This window comes from Pararhizobium antarcticum, from assembly GCF_001885585.1.
In the GTDB taxonomy this organism is placed as follows: Bacteria; Pseudomonadota; Alphaproteobacteria; order Rhizobiales; family Rhizobiaceae; genus Pararhizobium; species Pararhizobium antarcticum.
On sequence record NZ_LSRP01000002.1, the window covers coordinates 70,364 to 90,086 of the forward strand.

20 protein-coding genes are annotated in these 19,723 nt (G+C 60.6%); 7 read left to right on the forward strand and 13 right to left on the reverse strand.

Annotated features, from left to right (window positions below; translation table 11 throughout):
* Nucleotides 1-27 precede the first annotated feature (27 nt).
* Nucleotides 28-219 carry a DUF2735 domain-containing protein gene (locus AX760_RS01610; protein WP_071831095.1) on the reverse strand — a complete coding sequence of 64 codons (192 nt, stop codon included), beginning with the start codon at nt 217-219 and terminating at the stop codon, nt 28-30.
* Between the two features lie 508 nt (nt 220-727).
* Here AX760_RS01610 and AX760_RS01615 point away from each other — a divergent pair.
* Nucleotides 728-1,768 carry a glutamine synthetase beta-grasp domain-containing protein gene (locus tag AX760_RS01615; protein ID WP_071831096.1) on the forward strand — a complete coding sequence of 347 codons (1,041 nt, stop codon included), beginning with the start codon at nt 728-730 and terminating at the stop codon, nt 1,766-1,768.
* A 111-nt stretch (nt 1,769-1,879) separates the two neighbouring features.
* Here the strand turns inward: AX760_RS01615 and AX760_RS01620 are convergent, their stop codons facing one another.
* From AX760_RS01620 to AX760_RS01640, 5 genes are all read right to left on the reverse strand, one after another.
* A complete protein-coding gene (locus AX760_RS01620) occupies nt 1,880-2,527 on the reverse strand; it encodes an acyltransferase (RefSeq protein WP_071831097.1) in 648 nt (215 codons plus the stop codon).
* Nucleotides 2,528-2,665: 138 nt separating this feature from the next.
* Complete coding sequence (locus AX760_RS01625; RefSeq protein WP_425348804.1) at nt 2,666-4,021, reverse strand: capsular polysaccharide export protein, LipB/KpsS family; 1,356 nt, start codon at nt 4,019-4,021, stop codon at nt 2,666-2,668.
* Between the two features lie 21 nt (nt 4,022-4,042).
* The gene (locus AX760_RS01630) at nt 4,043-5,053 is read right to left on the reverse strand and encodes a KpsF/GutQ family sugar-phosphate isomerase (protein ID WP_071831099.1); all 1,011 of its coding nucleotides are present in this window, start codon (nt 5,051-5,053) and stop codon (nt 4,043-4,045) included.
* Nucleotides 5,054-5,252: 199 nt separating this feature from the next.
* The gene (locus AX760_RS01635; RefSeq protein ID WP_071831100.1) at nt 5,253-5,717 is read right to left on the reverse strand and encodes an RrF2 family transcriptional regulator; all 465 of its coding nucleotides are present in this window, start codon (nt 5,715-5,717) and stop codon (nt 5,253-5,255) included.
* Nucleotides 5,718-5,927: 210 nt separating this feature from the next.
* On the reverse strand, nt 5,928-6,140 hold the full coding sequence (locus tag AX760_RS01640) for a hypothetical protein (protein ID WP_071831101.1): 213 nt from the start codon (nt 6,138-6,140) through the stop codon (nt 5,928-5,930).
* A 329-nt stretch (nt 6,141-6,469) separates the two neighbouring features.
* On the opposite strand from AX760_RS01640, the gene AX760_RS27900 reads away from it, so the two are divergent.
* Complete coding sequence (locus AX760_RS27900) at nt 6,470-6,592, forward strand: hypothetical protein (RefSeq protein WP_280950744.1); 123 nt, start codon at nt 6,470-6,472, stop codon at nt 6,590-6,592.
* Here the strand turns inward: AX760_RS27900 and secD are convergent.
* The 6 genes from secD to AX760_RS01670 form a co-directional block, all read right to left on the reverse strand.
* The gene (gene secD / locus AX760_RS01645) at nt 6,579-9,110 is read right to left on the reverse strand and encodes a protein translocase subunit SecD (protein ID WP_071831102.1); all 2,532 of its coding nucleotides are present in this window, start codon (nt 9,108-9,110) and stop codon (nt 6,579-6,581) included. The genes AX760_RS27900 and secD overlap by 14 nt on opposite strands.
* A gap of 93 nt (nt 9,111-9,203) precedes the next feature.
* Nucleotides 9,204-9,662: a hypothetical protein gene (locus AX760_RS01650; protein ID WP_071831103.1), complete on the reverse strand. Its 459-nt coding sequence runs from the start codon at nt 9,660-9,662 to the stop codon at nt 9,204-9,206.
* Between the two features lie 131 nt (nt 9,663-9,793).
* The gene (locus AX760_RS01655) at nt 9,794-11,404 is read right to left on the reverse strand and encodes a 5-guanidino-2-oxopentanoate decarboxylase (protein WP_071831104.1); all 1,611 of its coding nucleotides are present in this window, start codon (nt 11,402-11,404) and stop codon (nt 9,794-9,796) included.
* Nucleotides 11,401-12,615: a pyridoxal phosphate-dependent aminotransferase gene (locus AX760_RS01660; protein WP_071831105.1), complete on the reverse strand. Its 1,215-nt coding sequence runs from the start codon at nt 12,613-12,615 to the stop codon at nt 11,401-11,403. The genes AX760_RS01655 and AX760_RS01660 overlap by 4 nt, the downstream gene beginning before the upstream one ends.
* A 20-nt stretch (nt 12,616-12,635) precedes the next feature.
* Complete coding sequence (locus AX760_RS01665; protein WP_071831106.1) at nt 12,636-13,277, reverse strand: TetR/AcrR family transcriptional regulator; 642 nt, start codon at nt 13,275-13,277, stop codon at nt 12,636-12,638.
* On the reverse strand, nt 13,274-14,152 hold the full coding sequence (locus AX760_RS01670) for a dimethylarginine dimethylaminohydrolase family protein (protein ID WP_071831107.1): 879 nt from the start codon (nt 14,150-14,152) through the stop codon (nt 13,274-13,276). Before AX760_RS01670 ends, AX760_RS01665 begins: the two co-directional genes overlap by 4 nt.
* Nucleotides 14,153-14,359: 207 nt before the next feature.
* Here AX760_RS01670 and AX760_RS01675 point away from each other — a divergent pair, with 207 nt between their 5' ends.
* From AX760_RS01675 to AX760_RS01695, 5 genes are all read left to right on the forward strand, one after another.
* Entirely contained in the window at nt 14,360-15,133 is a 774-nt protein-coding gene (locus tag AX760_RS01675; RefSeq protein WP_071831108.1) for an ABC transporter ATP-binding protein, read from the forward strand.
* Nucleotides 15,134-15,169: 36 nt separating this feature from the next.
* Nucleotides 15,170-15,952 carry a transporter substrate-binding domain-containing protein gene (locus tag AX760_RS01680; RefSeq protein WP_071831109.1) on the forward strand — a complete coding sequence of 261 codons (783 nt, stop codon included), beginning with the start codon at nt 15,170-15,172 and terminating at the stop codon, nt 15,950-15,952.
* A gap of 68 nt (nt 15,953-16,020) precedes the next feature.
* Entirely contained in the window at nt 16,021-16,752 is a 732-nt protein-coding gene (locus AX760_RS01685) for an ABC transporter permease (RefSeq protein ID WP_071831144.1), read from the forward strand.
* Nucleotides 16,749-17,573: an ABC transporter permease gene (locus AX760_RS01690; protein WP_071831110.1), complete on the forward strand. Its 825-nt coding sequence runs from the start codon at nt 16,749-16,751 to the stop codon at nt 17,571-17,573. The genes AX760_RS01685 and AX760_RS01690 overlap by 4 nt, the downstream gene beginning before the upstream one ends.
* Nucleotide 17,574: 1 nt before the next feature.
* Nucleotides 17,575-18,744: a M20 aminoacylase family protein gene (locus tag AX760_RS01695; RefSeq protein ID WP_071831111.1), complete on the forward strand. Its 1,170-nt coding sequence runs from the start codon at nt 17,575-17,577 to the stop codon at nt 18,742-18,744.
* A 184-nt stretch (nt 18,745-18,928) separates the two neighbouring features.
* Here the strand turns inward: AX760_RS01695 and AX760_RS01700 are convergent, their stop codons facing one another.
* The gene (locus AX760_RS01700) at nt 18,929-19,492 is read right to left on the reverse strand and encodes a transglutaminase-like cysteine peptidase (RefSeq protein ID WP_071831112.1); all 564 of its coding nucleotides are present in this window, start codon (nt 19,490-19,492) and stop codon (nt 18,929-18,931) included.
* Nucleotides 19,493-19,723 lie beyond the last annotated feature (231 nt).

Sequence of the window (19,723 nt, forward strand, 5' to 3'; positions counted from 1 at the left end):
GAGAGTAAGCGGGCGTTTTGCGCCGGATTACGATTTCGGCTTCTGGTCTTCGCGCATCGCCTCGTCATGGTACCAGTTGCTGTAGTCGACAACCATGACCGGCTTCGGCTTGAACTCGGCAATCGTGCCGGCCTGCTCGAAGCGGCGGCGACCGAAATTGCGGCCACCGATGGGGAATTCGAAGATCTGGGCGGAATTGCCCATGGAAATCACAGCCATGTCTGAACTCTTTCTGCTTTGCGAACCCTCGTGGATCGAATTCTCTGAATATAACACGTCTGCGCAGGAAATGCGCGTGTCTGATTAAAAAAAAATCACTTCGCCTAAAAAATAGGCTATTTTTTAGGCATGGGGACAAAGCATCGTTTTTCCAAACAAATTTTGTGCGTCTGCACGAAAAGGCAAAATGTCGCGCGTTCTGTGCAAAATTTGCGCACGAAGAGGATTTCCCGGAGAGGATCGGTCCAAAAATCTCCGAAAAATGCACCAGATCGTCGCAAAATGTTCAATTGTGCCAGTTGTTTCGCCCTGCGCGCTGTAACCACGGGGTCAGTTCGCGTCCAAGAACTGTGCAGTGTTGCGAAGGGTCGCAAATGACGAATCTGCGTGGGAACGCAACCCCGCGCACAAACTGGCACGCGCCGTGCATGTTCCTGGTCAGCCGTTGGCGGCGGGGCACGGTTCAGGTTCCTGGTGCCGCGCATCATCAACCCATGAGAGGTTTGAAATGACGAAATACAAGCTCGAGTACATCTGGCTCGATGGTTACACACCGGTACCGAATCTCCGCGGTAAGACACAGATCAAGGAATTCGAAACCTTCCCGACGCTTGAACAGCTGCCGCTGTGGGGCTTTGACGGTTCGTCGACGATGCAGGCCGAAGGCCGCTCGTCCGACTGCGTGCTGAAGCCGGTCGCCATCTATCCTGACCCGGCCCGCACAAATGGCGCGCTGGTCATGTGCGAAGTCATGATGCCGGACGGTGTCACGCCGCATGCGACCAACAAGCGTGCGACCATTCTCGATGACGAAGGCACGTGGTTCGGCTTCGAACAGGAATACTTCTTCTACCAGGACGGCCGCCCGCTCGGCTTCCCGGAAAATGGCTTCCCCGGTCCGCAGGGTCCGTACTACACCGGCGTCGGCTTCAAGAATGTCGGCGACGTGGCGCGCGAAATCGTCGAAGAGCATCTGGACCTGTGCCTCGCTGCCGGCATCAACCACGAAGGCATCAATGCCGAAGTGGCCAAGGGCCAGTGGGAATTCCAGGTCTTCGGCAAGGGCTCCAAGAGAGCTGCCGACGAAATCTGGATGGCCCGCTACCTGCTCGAGCGCCTGACGGAAAAATATGGCATCGACATCGAATACCACTGCAAGCCGCTCGGCGACACCGACTGGAACGGTTCCGGCATGCATTGCAACTTCTCGACGAAGTACATGCGCGAAGTCGGCGGCAAGGAGTATTTCGAAGCCCTGATGGCAGCCTTCGAGAAGAACCTGATGGACCACATCGATGTCTACGGCCCTGATAACGACAAGCGCCTGACCGGCAAGCACGAAACCGCTCCGTGGAACAAGTTCTCCTACGGCGTTGCCGACCGTGGCGCCTCGATCCGCGTGCCGCACTCGTTCGTCAACAACGGCTACAAGGGCTATCTCGAAGATCGTCGCCCGAACAGCCAGGGTGACCCCTACCAGATCGCTTCGCAGGTTCTGAAGACGATCGCCGAAGTTCCGACGGCCGACAGCGCTTCGGCTGCTGCCTGATCCAATTCATCGTGGCGCCGGTTTTCCGATCGGCGCCACGATTGCGTTCAGCGTATCCTACCGCGACGATCTGCCAGCACGCGTGCCGGATTTTACCCGAAAATTTCCAGTTCAGAGATCGTTTGGCGGCAATCGCCAGACGTCCATTTCGGCTGGCGAGAATTTCCGCTTGCGGCCCCGGTGCCAGGTTACGCCTTTTTTGATGACCTTCGCCGGCACGCCGGCAATGAGGCTGCCGCTTTCCGCAAACGGTTTGTTAACGAACGACTTGGCCCCGACGACGCAATCGTCGGCGATCGTCGTGCCCTTGTTAATGATCGAGCCGACGCCCACCCAGACGTGATCGCCGATGGTGACCGAGGCCGCCGGATTGAGGCGTTTGCCGGTCTTGCGGTCCAGCAGCGAATGGGCATCGCTGGTGCGGACTTCGATCTCGCGGGAAAACATGCACCAGCGTCCGATGCGGATGTGACTGGCTTCGATGCAAAGAAGGTAGACCGAGGCAAAGGTTGTTCCCTCGCCAATCGTGACGGTCTGGTTCGAACCCTTGACGACAATGTCTGCGGCTAGGCGGCAGTGCTCACCGATGGTCACGGTGACATTGTTGCCCTGAACAAAGATGTGGCCTCTGAAGCTCGTCGATGCTGGAATCTGGATGCGGTTATTGTTGCCTTTGACGCGCAGCGTGCCGTTGAAGCGCCCCTTGATCGACAGGACGTTCTCTCGTCCCCATTCCAACTTGACGGCGAGCGGCCGCATCCATCGGATGCATGGCAGGGCCGTGAGGAAATCACGCATGCGGAGACGGATGAGATAAGACCATTCTAAAAAACGGTGGGTTCTTCCAGGGCCAGCCAACCAACAGTGCCGTGAGCGCCATAAAAAGAATGCCGTTTCCTAACCACTGAAGGGATAAAGAATACGGCCGAGCAAGCGAAGCTTTGCATCAGGGACTTCGCGGAAAAAGGTGATCGGATCCTCGCGGTAGATCTGGACGTCATATTGCCCGCTGACCTTGCCGATGATGCCGGAGATCAGCGGGGTCAACAGATGGCGCCAGCCAAGCAGCCCGTAAGGGCCGTAGGCGCGCCAGAGCGGCCCGGCTCGCAGTCCATCGCGCTTTTGTATGTCATCGTCTTCGTTGGTCGCACTTCTGGCAAAATGGTTGGAAATGCTCTGGACCGTCGTTTCGAACGTCGCAGCCGAGCCGGTATCGGGATCGAAATAGTGAGGATAGAGAAGGAATGTACCGGCGAACAATTCCTCGATGGACAGGGTTCGGCCCCTGCGCGGATTGGGCTGGCGATCGTCGGTCAAACCCCATCCAGCGTAGAACGGGCAGCCGAAAGCCGTGACCTTGATGCCGCGCATCAGGGCTTCGAAGCCGGCAAGCGATGTGATCGTATAGACATGATCGATGGTCTCGAAGGCTTGCGCCATGGAAAGCGGCGCACTGAGGATGCCACAGAGATGACGCACGTCCTGCGGGTCGGACTGTGCAAGCCGCACCCTGTTCAAGATATCCGGATGCGGTTTGTAGAGAATGTCTGCGCCGGGGTTCTCGGTTGCTGCCAACACAACCAGGTCATTGTTGGTGACAGGCCTCGCGCAGCCGTACTGGATCGAAGCGTCATCCTCGACCTGGCCGATGACAAGAACGCGTTTTCGCATCTTGCGGCCGTAGAGGGCGTTCATGTCAGACTTGACATCACTGTTGTATTTGCTGACGCCGCGTTCGAGCATGAAGCGAATGCCCGCCCGGGCGCGCTCCATAAGCGCCGGGTCGCCGTCGAAATCATGCGTCTTCAGCAGGTTTTCCAGGTCGGAAGGTGCATTGCTGTCGAAATAGGCCGTGCCCTGGTCGAGGGTGAGCGACAAGGGTGGTGTCCGGCTGGCATTCGCCTTGACGGAGCGGATGAACCCGTCTTCTATGAAATAGAGTGGAATGCGGTGTTTCCTGGCAAGATCGACCAGGCCCGGCGGCGCCCGCTTGCTCCACACGAACACTTCGGCATCGCGCTCCGCAATGATCCGGGCGGCCCATTGGCTGGCAAACTCGTCAGCGCCCATGTACATCCGCGGGAACACGAAATCCCGATCGGGAAAATACAGACAGAAAACCTTCTGTTTCCAGACGGATATATGGAAGGCGAATGTCCTGATGCGTCTGACGGGCATCTGCGCGGTGCTTGTCCGGGAAAGATCGCTAGGCGTGTTCATGAAACCGCGCCGTTGACGAGACAAAACGCTCAGGTTCGCCGGGCATGCCTTGCGTCAAGCGACGCCCGCCCTCAGCAGGTCATGGATATGCAGAATGCCGGTCGGCGCACCTTGCGCGTCGACGAGAAATAGCACGGTGACCTTCTGTGCCTGCATGAATTCCATGGCAGCGCTGGCAAGGATCGTGCTCTTCACCACGCGCGGATTGTGCGACATGACGGTTTCGACCGTTTCCAGAAGCAGGTTCTGCGACATGTGACGGCGCAGGTCGCCATCCGTAATGACGCCGGCGAGCAGGCCGTTTCCATCGACGATTCCCAGAACACCGAAGCCTTTGGTGGACATGTGGATGACCGCATCGCTCATCGCAGTGCCGATTGGCAGCAGGGGAATGGCCTCGCCGGAATGGGCAAGTTCACTGACCAGCAGCAATTGCGATCCGAGTTTGCCGCCGGGATGGAAGGTCTTGAAATCCTCGGCCGAAAAGCCGCGTCGTTCAAGCAGGGCAATCGCCAGCGCATCGCCAACGGCAAGTTGCAGCATGGCCGACGTGGTCGGTGCCAGACCATGTGGGCAGGCTTCAACAACCTTCGGCAGCGCGATCGCTACCGCAGAATTGCGGGCCAGCAGGCTTTCCGCATTCGAGGTCACGGAAATGACCGGGACGTTGAAGCGCTTGGCATAGGTCAGCATGTTGGCGAGTTCGGCTGTTTCTCCCGACCAGGACAGAAGAATGAGCAGATCATCGGAGGTGATCATGCCGAGATCGCCATGGCTGGCTTCCGTCGGATGCACGAAATAGGCAGATGTCCCGGTGGAGGCCATGGTGGCGGCGATCTTGCGGCCGATATGACCGCTCTTGCCGACACCGGAAACGACAACGCGCCCGCCGCTGTTGGCGATCAATTCGACAGCCTTGACGAGGCTCATGCAGAAGTTCTGGTCGGATGAAAACCGGGCAGCCAGCGCACTGATGCCATCCACTGCCTTCGCCATCGTCCGGCTGATCGAATCGATCACTCCGGCTTCCGTCGCCGTACCGTTTGCCACTTGCCTGAGACCCATATTCACATCACTCCGGATCCGGATGACCAGCACTGCAGGCCGGCGATCACAGATCAATTCATACAGACGACCATATGCGCCCGACCAATGCCGTAACATAATCTCTATGATCAACAATTGCATCAGTGATGTGACAGTCTGGTGAAAACCGCACAAGATGCGCTGATCCCGAGACCGTCACTGGACGGGCAAGCTGAGCCTAGCCGGCCAGATTTTCCACCATCTCGCCCTCTGACATCCGCGGGATCCGCGCGCTGCGAACGAAATCCTCAAGCGTCATTGTGTCCAGGATGTCTGCAATCGCGTCCCTGACTGTCGTCATCGATCGCCGCACTTCGCAGGTTTCCGGATCATTGCAATCGTCGCAGATTTCGTACGCAGTGCGGCTCGCGCAGCGGATCGGGGCAAGCGGGCCATCCAGTGTCCGCACCACATGGCCAATCCGGATGTCCGCTGCCGGACGCGACAGGGAGTATCCTCCGCCAGGGCCCTTCTTCGAGCGTAAGATGCCGGAATTGCGCAGTTCCAGCAGGATCGTATCGAGAAATTTCTTCGGAATATTGTTGCGGCTGGCGATCTCGTTGATGAAGGCGGTTTCACCGGGCGCCAATGCAGCCAGATCGACCAGAGCCTTCAGTCCGTATTTTCCCTTTTTCGTCAGCATGGCAGTTTGATTTTCCCGCAGAGGCAGCCCGAATCTTGCATTGCAGTCGATTCTTCAGGCCTTAACCCGCACGTTATATTTGTAATCATGGCAAATATACAGATTTGGTGAAAATTCTCCAGACACTCGTGCCATCACGGCAGATTGCGGCGCAATCGAACTGGATCGTGTGGCCATGCGGATAAGGGGTTGAAAAGATCCGTCGAAAGTTCAGGCCACGGCTCGCTCTGGGACTGCCGCCGCCGGTGCAAGCTGCGTCGCAAAAAGCCTCCGGATCGCTGCGCGTGCCTCGTCAGCAGAGCGGAACCTCTGGGCATCAAGATCCCAGACGTTGTATTTGACGGCAACAAACCTCAAGCCGTGTTCGTCCGGGACGACGACGCCGACCGCTTCACCTTCATATTCGATAACCTGCTTGTTCATGACTCATGCTCCTGCCGCGCGAAACGCGGATCTTTGAAATCGTGCAGTGGGAAAAGGTTTGGAGGGCGATCACATTCGGCAGAAGGAGCAAATGGATCTGGCTTTCACCGGTGCACGACAAAGAGCATTCCAGCCTTGGAGCGTGGTGATGCGAATGGTGGCGGTCATGGCACTCTCCTTTGGCTGTACCACGCGCGTTGATCGCGGCGGTTCACTTCAACGATTGGAACCGTTATCGTTCCACGGGTCTTCAGTAGAATATTATACTATTTTTGTCAACTAAAATCGATAATCGAGAATTTATTTTCTTCGTTGATCGGGCGTTTTCAGTGCTGAAGATCATCATGCCAGACATTGATGACAGGGAGATGATCCCCTCCAATGAAAAAGGCAGCCCGCAGGCTGCCTTCATCAATATTGACGGTGGTGTCGGTGGAATCAGGCCTTGCTGATTTCACCCGGCACGGGTGCGCGGGCAGCCTCGCGGGCCTGCCACCAGCGGCTGAGGACCAGCAGGATCGGGCCGCCGATATAGATCGACGATGTGGTTGCGACGATAACGCCGAAGATCATCGGCCAGGCAAAGCTCTTCACCGCGTCGCCGCCCCAGATCGCCATTGGGACCAGAGACAGGGCCGTTGCCATCGAGGTGAAGATACAACGGGCGAGAACCTGGTTGATCGACATATCGATCAGGTCGGAAAACGGCATCGACTTGTACTTGCGCAGGTTTTCACGCATGCGGTCGTAGACCACGACCTTGTCGTTCACGGAATAGCCGATCATCGTCAAAACGGCAGCGATCGCTGTCAGGTTGAAGTCGATGCCGGTCAGCGCAAAGAAGCCGATCGTCTTGGTAATGTCGAGCAGCAGAACCGCGATTGCACCCACGGCGAAGTGCCATTCGAACCGCCACCAGATGTAGAACAGGATGGCGAGCATGGCGAGGGCGACGGCCAGAAAGCCGGAACGTGCCAGTTCCGCGCTGATCGTCGGGCCGACGACCTCCGTCCGCTCGAAGCTCACATCGGGAATGACGGCAGTGACGCTTTCCCTGATCTGGTTGAGCGCAAGCGTCTGTTCCTGCTCTCCGCCCGGCTGGCGCTGGACGCGGATCAGGACCGACCTGTTCTGGCCGAACTCCTGCAGGGCAACTTCGCCGATATTCAGGCCTTCCAGTTCGCTGCGCAGCTTGCCGAGGTCGAGTTCGACGTTCGAGGTTGCCTCGACCTGGATGCCGCCGACAAAATCGATGCCGTAGTTCAGCCCCGGCGTGAAGAACAGAATGATCGAACTGATCGACAGGAAAGCCGACATGCCGATGGCAATGAACCTGCCACGCATGAAGGAGAAGGACGGCAAGTGACGGACCGGTCCGAAGAGCCACGGAATGTCCAGCTTCTTCATTTTCCGGCGGATGACGAACTGCTGCATCATCAGGCGCACAACGGTAATCGAGGTGAACATGGAGATGATGATGCCGATCATCATCGTGATAGCAAACCCGCGGACCGGGCCCGTGCCGAACATGAAGAGCAGAACGGTACCCGTGAGGGCCGTGACGTTGCTGTCGATGATGGTCGCGTAGGCTTTGTTGAAGCCGACGTCGAGCGCTTTCATGGCGCCGGCGCCCGCAGCGGTTTCCTCTCGAATACGGGCGTTGATCAGAATATTGGCGTCAACCGCCATGCCGATGCCGAGGATGATGCCGGCGATGCCGGGCAGGGTCAGTGTCGATCCGAGCATGCCGAGCACGCCGATGGTCAGGATGGTGTGCAGCAAGAGACCGATATTGGCGATCATGCCCCAGGCGCCATAGAGAATGACCATCAGCGAAACGACGAGAACGAAGCCTGCGAGACCGGTATAGATACCCATGCGGATCGAATCCGACCCTAGGTTCGGGCCGACCGAGCGTTCTTCGATGATCGTCAGCGGAGCCGGAAGCGCACCCGAGCGCAGCAGCGCGGATAGTATGGTTGCTTCCTGCGCCGTGAAATTGCCGGAAATCTGGCCCTGTCCGCCAACGATCGGTTCGCGGATAACCGGTGCTGTCAGGACCTTGCCGTCGAGAACGATGGCAAAGGGGCGGCCGACATTGTCGCGGGTGATTTCAGCGAACTGGCGCGCGCCCTGCGTATCGAAGGTGAACGAGACGATCGGCTCGTTCGTCTGCTGGTTGAAGCCGGCTTTGGCATCCGCCAGCCGATCCCCGGCAATCGCCACCCGGTTTTCGACGGCATATTTGGCGCCGTCATTGGCGCCCGGCAGAATATCGACGCCGCGTGGCGCGACGCCATTCGGGTCGACGCTCTGGTCGAGCATGTGAAAGCTCATCTGCGCGGTCGAGCCGAGCAACTGACGCAGACGGGTCGGATCCTGCAGACCCGGCAACTGCACGAGAATGCGGTCCGAACCGACGCGCTGGATCAGCGGTTCGGCGACGCCGACCTGGTCGACGCGACGACGGATGATCTCGAGGCTCTGGTCGACGGCAGCGGTCATGCGCTCCGTCAGGCCGGCTTCGGTCAACCGCACCGTGATCGTATCATTGTTCGTGGTCACTTCGATGTCGGAGCTGGTTGTTCCGAAGCCCAGCGTGCCGGTCGGAACCGCGAGTTCCTGGATCTTCGGCAGAACCTTGGTCCGGTTGGCCTCGTCAGCGATGGTCATCACCACGGCGTCGCCATTGATGCGGGCCGAGGAGGCCGGAATGCGCTCCGCCCGAAGCGCGCCGCGCGCGTCGTCAAGCAGTGTGTTGAGCCGCGCCTGGCGCAGTCCGGCGGCATCGACTTCGAGGACGAGATGCGAGCCGCCCTTCAGATCGAGACCGAGCGTGACCGGGCCGACCGGCAGATAGGAGGCGAACTGCTGTTGCTGCGCCTGGCTGAGAATGTTGGGAAGAGCGGCGAGAATCCCGAACAGGGTAATCGCCACATAGGCCAGGATGGCCCATTTCGGAGTGCGCATGATAAGGTTCCATTTTTACCCGCATCCGCCATTTTGGCGGGACGAGGGGGAGAAAACGTCAGGGATTGGGTGCGCAAGGCGCAGGAATGCGTGTCAGGCCGAAACGGCGGGAGGCGCACGGACACGGGTATGATGCCCGACCGCATTCGCCTGAACAGACAGCCCAAACGGTGTCACGACCGGATGGGCATGAAGGACAGGCAGAGTGTATGCAGCCACCGGCAGGACGAAGGGTCCCGTGCCGCCGGGAAACGGCTTGCCGTCGGGTCGGTCGGCCGCAAACCTGAGGTCGGCGACGGGTGCGGAGCGCATGGCTTGCCGGGAGAGCGTCTGATCTGACGGAGCCCCTTCCGGGACTGAAAAACTGCCTGCATTCCGGGTTGCGGAACTCCAGGCCGAAAAAGCCTGTGCGGACAGGACAAACTGCATGGCAAGGGCCGCAAACAGGATCCACAGCACGGCAAAATGCCGTCCTGCCTGTCCGTTCTTCAAGCTGTTGCCGTTCAGGTCCATCCGGACATCGCCCTTTCCGTCGGTTGTTGTCGTTTCCACGAAAACGTTTCGCGACGAGTTTTCACCGATTCCGTCCGCAATCGGGCCTAAAAATCACCAAGAGGCTTCAAAGTCAAACTTTACCACTGGCAGCTTGCCTTTAACAGAGGGCCGGCCAGCGGCTGCAATGCTCATGCCGTCACGCCGGTCGTGCCTGTCTGGTGGATCTCGATGAGCGAAGGACCGCCGCGTTTGCCGGCAATCGCCAGCGCTGCACCCAGCTCTTCGATACGCGAAAGTCGGACGGCGGGAACGCCATAGGCCTGCGCGGCGAGGAGGAAGTCCGGCGCCGATGGCTTGACGCCCTCCGGGGTGACGCCGGCTTCGACCATGTAGGATTCGATTTCCTGATAGCCGTCATTGTTCCAGACTAGGAAGATCACCGTGGCGGCTGCATCGACCGCCGAACCGATCTCGGCCAGCGAAAACTGGATGCCGCCATCGCCGACGAGGCAGACCACCGGCTTCGTCGGATCCGCCACCGCCGCGCCGATCGCCGCCGGCGGGGCATAGCCCAGGGCGCCGAAACCGGTCGCCGAGTTGAACCAGGATTTTGCCCGTGGCGCATCGCAATAGAGGTTGCCGGCATAGACCGCCTGTGTCGAATCGCCGACGATGATGCTCTCGGGCAAGGCCTTGTAGATCGCGTCGATGACGCCGATTTCCAGCCGGATTTTGGGCGACAGGTCCTTGAGAACAGCCTTGCGCGCAGCCTCCGCGCGACCCTTGCCGTTGCTTGCGGAAGACGCTGTGAGGAAAGCGAGAATGCCGGCCGTTGCCGCTTTGGTGCCGGAGAGGATGGAGAGTGCTGCATGCGGCCCGCGGGCAAGCTGCGCGGCATCGATATCCGTGCGGATGAGATTGCCCAGGATCGGAAATCCGCCGTCAGCATACATGTCATAGTCGGTCTGACCCATTTCGGTGCCAAGCGCGATGACCAGGTCCGAATCCGAAAGCAGCGCCCGCACCGCCTTCAGGCTCGGGCTTGCCGGCACACGCAGCGGATGGCCGGCCAGCATGCCGCGGGCATTGACTGTCATGACAACAGGCGCATCGATGCGTTCCGCAAGGTCGAGGATCTCTGCTTCGGCAGTGATCGCGCCACCACCGCAGATGATCACAGGCCGTGAGGCCGCCGCGCACAGGATCGCTGCCTTCTGCATCGTCTCCGCATCGGCGCGCGGTCGTGTCACAGAGGCCTTCCGCAGGACCGGCGCTGGAATGCGCGCGGTCATGACGTCGGTCGGGATCTCGATATGCACGGGCCCCGGCCGACCGGAGGTGAGCACTGAAAAGGCCCGTTCGACGACGGAGGCAAGATCCCCGGGATTGAGCAGGGTCTGCGAATAGAGCGCCAGCGTCTTGATCATGCCGTGCTGGTCCGGCAGTTCATGCAGCATGCCGCGGCCATGGCCGAGCGAGTCCCGCCGGTTGACCCCGGAAATGACCAGCATCGGGATCGAATCCTGCCGTGCCTGCGCCATGGCGGTGATCGTGTTGGTGAGGCCTGGTCCGGTGATCACCAGGGCCACGCCGGGCTTGCCGCTGACACGGGCATAACCGTCCGCCATGAAGCCGGCGCCCTGTTCGTGGCGGGGCGTGACGTGCCGGATCGGCGAGGCGGCAAGGCCCCTATAGAGCTCGACCGTATGCACGCCGGGAATACCGAAAACGACCTCGACGCCATTGGCCTCGAGAAGATTGACCAGAACTTCGCCGACGGTTTTCATCACATCGCTCATGCGCGGCGCTCCAGTTGTGGGGCCAAAGGTGGGGCAAGCGGTGCAGACAGACGCGTTGCCAGCGCCCGGATGCGGCGGCAGGCCTCGTCGATCGCGGCCTCCGGCACGGTCAGGCTCATCCGCACGAAGGAAAGGGCTTCTTCCCCGAAGGACGCGCCGGGCATCACCGCCACGCCTTCCTTTTCCAGAAGCATCCAGGCGAAGGCTTCGCCGGAAAGCCCGGTGCCGGCAACGTCAAGCAGGATGAACATGCCCGCTTCCGGCGGCAGGGGCACAATGCCGGGCACACCTTCGAGGGCTGTGGCGATCCGTTTCGAGCGGGCCGCGTAGGATGTCCGCATCAGCGCTGACGTCTCGACCGGATGGGTGAGCGCATAGGCGGTCATGTCGGCGATGAAGGGTTGCACGCCGAACAGCATGGTTTCCGAGACCGGCAGCAGGCGCGTGGCAAATTCGGCAGGCCCGATCGCCCAGCCGCTGCGAAAGCCCGGAGCGGCATGTGATTTGGAGATCGACGAGACGACAATGGTGCGGTCCGCAAGGTCTGGATTGTCGAAGGGTGAGGCGAATGTCCCTGCAAACACCAGCTCCTCATAGACTTCGTCGCTGACGATCCAGAGATCGTGCTTGCGGCAGACCGCGCCGATGGCGGCGATCTCGTCTGCCGTCAGAACGGCGCCGGTCGGGTTGTGCGGCGTATTCAAAAGCAGGACGCGGCAGTCCGGCGTGATCGCCTTTTCCAGATCGGCAGCCTGCATGTGGAAGCCGTGCTCGGGGCGCAGCGGCACGGTGACGCGATGGGCGCCTGTCGACTGGATGACGCCTTCATAGGTCGCGTAAAGCGGATCGCCTGTCAGAACGCCGTCGCCGGCCTCGACCAGTCCAAGCATGACGGCGAACAGGGCCGTCTGCGTGCCGGGAAAACACAGGACGTTTTCCGCCGTGACGCCGGGGCGGCGCCGCGCATATTTTGCCGTCAGCGCCTCGACCACAGGCGTTTCGCCACGGCCGTTGGAATAGCGGTAGCGCCCGGCATTCATCGAGCGCTGGCATTCGGCGATCAGCGAGGGATCGGGCGGCAGGTCTGGTTCGCCGATCGTCAGCTCGATGATGTCGGCACCGTCGGCCTTCATCTGGCGGGCACGAATGTGCAGGGCCCATTTTCCCGATCCGAGATCGGCCAGGCGGTCGGTGATCGAAGCATAACGCATGGCGGCTTTTTCTCCTGTTCTCAATTGCTGTTGCCGGTCCGGGCATGGGGCGGCACGAGCGGCAGGCCGAGCATCGCCTCGATCGAGGTCAAAGCGATGCTGACCAGTTCGGATTCGCGGAAAAGATCGCCGGCCAGACACCCTTCCAGCCAGAGCCCGTCCATTAGGCCGTTGATCGCGATGGCGTGACGCCGGCACGCGTCGCCATCAGGCGCTCGACCGTTCGCCACCAGAAAGTCCGAAATCAGTGTTTCCAGCGCATTGCGGAAGCCGAGATAGCCTTCCCGGTGGATCGCAGCCAGCGTCGGGTCGACGCGGACCTGGCTGATGAACGCGGCCCAGAGCGACAGGCTGCGGCTGTTGGCCACCGGTTCCGTCAGGTTGATGACGATGAAATCGCGCAGCCGCGTTTCGGGGTTGCCCTCAATGGCTTCGGCCTTCTCGGTCAGGGAAGCGATGACGGTGCGGTAGGCCTCCGCGACCATCTGGTCCTTCGAATCGAAATAATGGCGCACCAGGCCGGCGGTCACGCCGGCGCGGATGGCGATCTGGCGAAGTGTCGCGCCTTTCAGGCCGAATTCGGCGATGCAGTCGAGCGTGGCCTCGATCAGGTCCTGGCGACGCTCGCCCTCCGGCGCCCGATGAAAGGCGCGGCGGTTCATGGAGCCCGCCGCAGCACCGGCCGCGTCAGGCAGGTTGGCCCGCCTTCGCAGGCGATGCACAGGGCATCGGCGTCGAACGTCGTCACCGTGCAGCCGGCAGCTTCCATGGCGGCCTTGGTCTTCGGAAACCCCGAAACCATGATGACTTCGTTCGGTCGCACCGGCAGGACATTGAGGCTCAGCCCGTTGCTGGCATGGAACTCGTCGGCCGGCGCCTCGACCATGGCCACGCCCCACTCTTTCAGCAGCTGGTAGAATGCCGCCGGCAAGAGCGGCGCAAACACCAGCGCCAGACCGCTCGACAGCGGGCTCATGACCGACATCAGATGGAGGCAGGCGTCTTCGCCGTGCCACAGCGGCAGGTCGTAGCTGAGAACCGTGATGCCATGCGGCTGCAAAAGTTCGGCCAGCTGGGTGATGCCTTCCTCATTGGTGCGCACGCCGCGGCCGACGACCAGCGTCTCGGCATCGAGCCAGATGCAGTCGCCACCTTCGACCGTGCCCGGGGAGGTGATTCGGCCCAGGATCGGAATGCCCGCCTTCTTGTAGGCTGCCTCGTGCAAGGCGGGCTCGGGAACCCGCAACGGCTTGCCCATATTGAGGATGACGGCGCCGTGATCGGTCATCAGCGAGGGGTCATGGGTAAACATCGCATCTGCAAGACCATCGCCATTGTCTTCCAGCCAGAGGATTTCCGCACCGGATTTTTCGACCAGCGACGCAAAGACCTGATATTGCCGGACGGCCTTCTCGCCATCGAACGTCGGGCCATAATGCCACTTGGCATGGTCTGCCGATGTCAGGCTCGCTCCCGGCCGGCGCATCAGCACGCGAGTCAGATTGGCCGACATTTCCTGCGAACCATAAGCGGTCATCGTCTGCTCCTGTAGGAATTTTGATCATGTGAAGGGGCTGCCAAAATAAGCAGCATTCCGCTTATTATACGCTTGAATAATTTCTGCACAAGTGCAACGATGAGCCCATGAAACAGCGTGACAGGCAAAAATGCCGCACGACGAAACCAGGGGAACTGTTTTCATGTGTTCAAGACCGGCTCACTGCCTGACGCGGGCAGACAATTCATGACGGACAGCGCCCAGGCGATTGCGGTCAGTGACCTGCACAAACGTTTCGGGCCGCTGGAGGTGCTGAAGGGCGTTTCGCTGACGGCGAAAAAGGGAGACGTGATCGCCATCATCGGCGGCAGCGGCTCCGGCAAATCCACCTTCCTGCGCTGCATCAACATGCTCGAGCTGCCGACTGCCGGTACCGTCACCATTCACGGCGAGACGATTGCCATGAAGAAAGACGGTCATGGCGGCCAGCTGCCGGCCGATCGCCGCCAGGTGCAACGGCTGCGCACCCAGCTCGGCATGGTTTTCCAGAGTTTCAATCTCTGGCAGCACATGACCATCCTGCAGAATGTCACCGAAGTGCCAATCCATGTGCTTGGCAAGTCGAAGGCCGAGGCGATCGAGACGGCCGAGGCGCTGCTGCGTCGTGTCGGTCTCTACGAGAAGCGCGATGCCTATCCGGCCTTTCTCTCCGGCGGCCAGCAGCAGCGTGCGGCCATCGCCCGGGCGCTCGCCATCCAGCCTCTGGTCATGCTGTTCGACGAGCCGACATCGGCGCTCGACCCCGAACTTGTCGGTGAGGTGCTGAACGTCATCGGCGACCTTGCCAAGGAAAAGCGCACGATGATTCTGGTCACCCACGAGATGAAATTCGCACGCGAAGTCGCCAATCACATCGTTTTCCTCGCTGATGGTCTCATCGAGGAACAGGGGCCGCCGGATGCCATTTTCGGCGCACCGAAATCGGAGCGGCTGAAGAGGTTCATCAGCTCGATCCACTGACGTTTCAATGTTCAACACACCAAAAAGGGAACAGCCATGAAGAACACGCTCAAGATCCTTTCCGTCGCGCTCGCCGTCGGCCTTGCCGGCACAGCCTCGGTCGCCGCCCAGGAAATCAAGGTCGGTTTTGCCGCAGAACCCTATCCGCCCTTCACCTCGCCGGATGCCTCGGGCAACTGGGAAGGCTGGGAAGTCGAATTCCAGAAGGCGATCTGCGCCGAGGCCAAGCTCGACTGCGTGATCACGCCGGTCGCCTGGGATGGCATTATTCCGGCCCTGACAACGAAGAAGATCGACGTCATCATTGGATCGATGTCGATCACGCCCGAGCGCATGAAGACGATCGATTTCTCCGATAAATACTACAACACCCCGACCGCCGTCATCGGCCCGAAGGATGTGGCGTTCGAGGCGACCCCGGAAGGTCTCGCCGGCAAGACGATCGGCGTGCAGGTCTCGACCATCCACCAGGATTACGCCAACAAGTATTTCGTCGCGGCCGGCGCCACCCTGAAGGAATATCAGACGCAGGACGAAGCCAACAACGATCTGGCTGCCGGGCGCCTCGATGCGGTCCAGGCTGATTCGATCACGCTCGACGCCTTCCTGAAGAGCGAGCAGGGCGCTGCCTGCTGCGACAAGAAGGGCAACGTTGTCGACGACCCGGCTATCCTCGGCGCTGGCGTCGGTGTTGGCATCCGCAAGGAAGACACGGAGCTGAAGGGCAAGATCAACGCCGCCATCAAGGCGATCCGCGAGAACGGCACCTATGAAACCTTCTCGAAGAAGTATTTCGACTTCGACGTCTACGGCGGCTGATCCTTCTTCTATCCCACATGACGGCCGGCGGGCGACCGCCGGCCTTTCTCCAACAGGGTTCAGGTTACATGGCCGCTGATCCGGGTTCGCTCGTCAACTGGAGCCTGCTTGCCCTATCGCCCCCGGGCTGGGGCGGCGCCTTGCTGCGCGGCTTCGCCAATTCGCTGCAGATTGCCCTCGGCGGTTATTCGCTGGGGCTTTTGCTCGGCATCGGCGGCGCGTTCGGCAAGCTCTATGGCGGCCCGATCCTGCGCGACCTGATGGAGTGCTACACCACCATTGTCCGCGCCGTTCCGGAACTCGTGCTGATCCTCCTGCTCTATTATGCGGGCACCGACGCCATCAACCAGTTGCTGATTCTGGTCGGTTTCGGCACGATCGATATCAGTGGTCTGGTCGCCGGCATCTTCGTCATCGGCGTTGTCCAGGGTGCCTATTCGACCGAGGTGCTGCGCGGCGCGATCAAGGCGGTGCCGGCCGGTCAGATCGAAGCGGCGCGGGCCTATGGCATGTCGCCGACCAAGGTGATGACCCGGGTAACGCTTCCCGCCATGCTGCCCTACGCTATTCCCGGCCTGTCCAATCTCTGGCTGATCGCAACCAAGGACACCGCGCTTCTCGCCGTCGTCGGCTTTTCCGAACTCACCCTCGTCACCCGGCAGGCCGCCGGCACTACGAAATCCTACCTGCTGTTCTTCCTGGCCGCCGGTGCGCTCTATCTGGCGCTGACGCTTGTTTCCAACGTGTTCATCAAGATGATCGAGCGCCGTTCGCGGCGCGGCTTCGTGGAGCAGTCATGACGGAGACCACGACCCACGCCATGGCGCTGTCGCCGCAGGACCTGCCGAAGGCCAGCAGCTTCTTCAAGCCGCACCGGATCTTCCTGATGCTGCTGTTTGCGACCCTTGTGTTCTGCATTGCCTGGTTCATGCGCTGGGACTGGTTGCCGCGCTATCTCCCGAGGCTTGGAAGCGGCATGCTCGTCACCCTCGCCATGCTGTTCAGCACGGCCGCTCTCGGTTTTCTCTTCGCCGTGCCACTCGGGCTGGTGCAGGTCACCGGTCCACGGCCGCTGAAATGGGCCGCAAGCTGGTTCTGCACCATCATTCGCGGCACGCCGCTTCTGTTGCAGCTCTGGCTTCTGTATTATGGCCTCGGTTCGCTGTTCCCGCAGTTTCCCGCCATCCGCCAGTCGTTTCTCTGGCCATATCTGCGTGAATCCTGGCCCTATGGCGTCGCGGCACTGACGATTTCCTTTGCGGCCTATGAAGGCGAGGTCATGCGTGGCGCCTTTGCCGGCGTACCGGCCGGCGAACTCGAGGCCGGCCGCGCCTATGGCATGAGCCGCTGGACACTGTTCCGGCGCATCTGGCTGCCGCGGGCCCTGCACCGGGCGTTGCCGACGCTGAACGGCGAGACCGTGCTGCAGCTGAAATCGACACCGTTGGTCGCGACCATCACGGTTGTCGATCTTTACGCGGTGATTTCACGGGTTCGACAGGAAACCTTCCTGACCTATGAGCCGCTGCTGCTGCTGGCGCTCATCTATATGGGCCTGACGGGGCTGCTGGTCATCGCCTTCAAATATTTCGAGAATCGCATACCGACACGTGGTGCCTGACATGACCATTGCTCTTTCGCTGACCAACGCCATGCCCGATCTGGTCGCCATCCGCCGCGACCTGCACGCCCATCCGGAGCTTGGCCTGGAGGAGGTCAGAACATCGGATGTGGTCGCCGGCCACCTCGAAGCGCTGGGTTATCAAGTCACCCGCGGGCTTGCAAAGACCGGCCTGGTGGCGACCCTGAAGAATGGCACGGGCGGTCGCGCCATCGGCATCCGGGCTGACATGGATGCTCTGCCGATCCTCGAGGAGACCGGTCTCGACTATGCCTCGAAGACGCCGGGCCTGATGCACGCCTGCGGTCATGATGGTCACACGACGATGCTGCTTGGCGCAGCCCGTGCCATTGCCGAGCGTCGCAATTTCGACGGCACGGTGCATCTGATCTTCCAGCCGGCCGAGGAGAATTTCGGCGGCGCCAGGATCATGATGGAGGAGGGACTGTTCGAGCGGTTTCCCTGCGACGCCGTCTTTGCCCTGCACAACGAACCCAATCTGCCCTTCGGCCAGTTCGCGCTGCGCGACGGCCCTATCATGGCGGCGGTCGACGAGGCCCGCATCACAGTCAACGGTCGCGGTGGCCACGGCGCTGAACCGCAGGACACGGCGGATCCGATTGTCTGCGGCGCTTCGATCGTCATGGCGCTGCAGAGCATCGTCTCGCGCAACATCCATCCGATGGACCCGAGTGTCATTACGGTCGGTTCTTTCCATGGCGGGTCGGCCAGCAACATCATTCCCGAGCGGGCCGAGATCGTCATCGGCATCCGCTCTTTCGATCCGAAGGTGCGCGACGAACTCGAACGCCGCATCACGATGGTTGCGCGTCACCAGGCCGAAAGTTTCGGCATGACCGCAACGGTTCGCTACGAGCGTTCCTATGATGCCACGATCAATCATACCGCCGAGACCGATTTTGTCCGCGACCTCGCCGTGCGCTTCGCGGGCGCAGGCAAGGTGGTCGATCTCGAACGCCCTTTCATGGGCAGCGAAGATTTCGCCTATATGCTGCAGGAGCGGCCAGGCACCTATTTTTTCCTGGGCACCAGCGTATCGGGGACCGAAAAGCCGCTTCACCATCCGGGCTACAATTTCAACGATGATCTCCTGCCTGTGGGGGCAGCCTTCTGGACCGAACTGGTCGAGGCCTATCTGCCGTCGACGTGACGGTTCGTCGGCGGTCGGCAGGGCGGCCGGCAGAATGCCGCTTTGGCGCCTGTCTGGGCGGTGAAAAGCGCGACTGATCGACAGTTTCCAACTTCGCACCGACCGCAACGAAAAGGCCGCAGGAATCGCTTCCTGCGGCAAGTCGGGACAGTTGAGGTCGTCAGGTAAACTGGGGTGCCTTGGCTCAGTCGAAAAAACGCACTTCGGTGAGCGAGGCAAAGCTGTCGTCGCTGGCGTGACGCTTCATGACAGTTTGCTTGCGGCTATCGAGCACGAAGTCGCCGTTTGAGGTGGCCACGATCAGGACCGTATGGCGCCGACCACTCGGCCGTGTCACGCTGGCGAGCCGCAGAGCGCTGGCCGGCAGACCGGCCTTGATCAGTCGGGTGCGCTTCATCATCGCGTAATCCTCGCTCGGACCCGGCAGCGGGTTGAACGAAAGGAATTCACGATGTGCGCGGATCGCCGGCATGACGCGGTTGATGTTGCGGTTGACGGATGTCAGCACAGTGCGCAGCTTGTTCGTGTAGGCAACAACGCTTTTGCCGCCGCTGCGGCATTCCGTGCTCAGTTGCAGGCAGAAAATCTGCCGGGAAATCTTTGCACGATCGCTGAATTTCGCAGTCTGGATCGGCATGGCAGTCGCGATGGAACGCGTCGCCGAACTGATGCTCATGGCCTGGGATGGTGCGATCATGCCGACGGTGAATGTGATGGCGGCGATGATGCCGAGGAAAAGCGTTTTCATGTCTCTGTCCCTTTGTTCCCGCTCGTTTGCCCCTGTCCGGACCGTCGAGTTTGATCGCCGGATTCATTCCGGCACACGGGGAAGCGTCATGCAGCGAAACCCGAAGGACCGGTTTCGTTCTCCGATACCCAGACACTAGCCGAGACAGTTTTCGGCGCGCTTAAATCGATATCTACAATTTTACGCAATTCGCATTTTTCGAAAAACCGATTCAAATGACCGCCGCAGTTG